1 protein-coding gene is annotated in these 2,064 nt (G+C 70.4%); it reads right to left on the reverse strand.

From position 1 onward, the window contains the following. Positions 1 to 190 precede the first annotated feature (190 nt). On the reverse strand, positions 191 to 2,064 hold a 1,874-nt coding region (locus E1283_RS35620; RefSeq protein ID WP_243745335.1), incomplete at its 5' end, for a polysaccharide lyase family 7 protein.

Consider the following 2,064-nt stretch of genomic DNA (forward strand, 5'->3'; position numbering starts at 1 on the left):
CATCCCGCCCGCGCCGAGCCGCCCGAGCAACTGGTAGGGCCCGATGGTTGACGGGTCGTCCGGATACAACGCCTCCATGATCGTCCCCCTCCGCCACGCCACCCCCGGCGCGTCGCGGACCATCATGACGGGTCGACCAGGGGAGTCACGGGGGCTTCACAGCTTCCGGCGGGCCCTCACGCATCGCGCGTCAGTCGTACACGCGCACCCAGTCGACCTCGAACACGGCCGGCCGCAGGCCGCTCTCCCCCGTGAAGTTGTCGAGCTGGATGTTGAGATGCCCCGAGGGCACGTCCTGGATGTCGCCACGGTCCTCGTTCGCGCCGTCCGCGTAGCGGAACCACTCCTCCCCGTCGACGTAGCCGACCAGCGTGTCCGGCGTCCACTCGAACGCGAAGTTGTGCCACTCGGTCATGTCCACCGGACAGAGGTCGGCCCGTTCCTTCTCGTCCGTCGGGCTCTCCGGATAGTGCATGAACGAGGTGACGCACCCGGCGTCCGGGTCGGAGTACTCCACCCAGTCGTACTCGCCGTTCTCCAGGCGGTTGCCCTCGGTGGGCCAGATCAGGTGCAGCGGGTGGTAGGTGCCGCCGCTCCCACCGGTGTTGCGGGAGCGCGACCGGATCTCCCAGCGGCCGTACCGGGTGTCGAGTTCCTGCCTGAGCCATCCCGTGTCGCCGTCGGCCTCGCCCGTCATCGTCATGATGCCGTTCGCGACCCGGCTGTTCTCCGCGCAGCGGCGGCCGTTGCCGGCGTGCCCCTCCCAACAGCCCTCGGTGCCGCCGAAGTCGCCCGACGGCACGGCCCACCGCTCGGGATCGACCGGGCCCGTGTAGTCGAACTCGTCGGAGATCGGCAGCGGGTCACCCCAGCCGTACCGCTCGGCGGCCTCGGTGCCCTCGGCCGGCCGGTCGCCGTCGTCGTGCGTGACGGTCACGTCGTGGATCTCCACCTCGCCGTAGTTGGACGAGCCGCACGGGGAGGAGTTGCCGCAGTTGGCCTGGGTGTAGGCGCCGGCCTTGAAGTAGTTGGTGGAGTCGCGGTGTTCGAGGGTCGTCTCCAGCCGGCCGTTGTAGTAGATCTCGATCTCACCGCCGCTCACCACGTACCTGATCTCGAAGACGGTGCCGAGCTCGTACGCGTCGTCGAGCAGGTGGTGGTTGCTGGTGTCGGGGTCGGTGAGCCAGAGTTCCTCGCCCTCCAGGCGCACCGTGGTGACGTCGTCGTCCCCGCCGTGGATCTGGGCGCCGACGACCTCCGGTTTGTCCTCCGGCAGGTGGGTGAACGCCTCCCGCACGGTCATGGTGTGGGTGCCGGACGTCGACGACCACTCGGTCTCGTCCCCGCCCCCCGGCTCCATCTCCCGCAGCTCGGACCGCGGATAGGAGGAGCCGCCGGTGGTGACCCCGTTGACGGGCGCCCGGAACCGCACCGCGTCGCCGGAGTCGGCGACCGTGAAGTACGGGTCGTGCGCGTAGCCGTCGAGCTCGGGCTGGAAGATCTCGGTCGGGTCCTCGTCGTCGCCGATCGGCAGCGTCACCTTCCAGTCGCTCAGGTCGAGGACCTCGGAGGGCAGTTCGGCGTCGCCGCCACCCCCGCCGTCGTCGCCCCGATCATTCCAGATCTCGACCTCGGTGAGGCTGTTCCAGTCGCCCTCACCCCCGCCCTCGTAGCCGTGGCCCAGGTAGCGGATGCGGGAGGTCTGGACGGGCTCGAACGCGAACGACTCGAAGCCGGTCGTCCCGCCCCCGCTCTCGCCGTCGTAGACCGTGACCCAGCCCGATCCGCTCCAGTACTGGAGCTCGAAGACGTTCCGCCGGGTGTCGCCGCGGTGCACGGCGAGCCTGACCTCGTCCACGGTGTGCGTCGCGCCGAGGTCCAACTGGAGCCAGGCGCCGTCACCCTCGCCCGACCATCGGGTGGCGAGGTCGCCGTCGACCACGTTCGCCGCTTCGTTCCCATCGCTCGTGCTGGCCGTGACGCCGCTCGCACCGGGCGTCAACTCCGCCTCGGCCAACGGGGTTTCCGGGCCGGCCGCGCCAGCGGGCGCCACCACCCCCACCG

This window comes from Streptomyces hainanensis (assembly GCF_004348415.1).
Taxonomy (GTDB): domain Bacteria; phylum Actinomycetota; class Actinomycetes; order Streptomycetales; family Streptomycetaceae; genus Streptomyces; species Streptomyces hainanensis.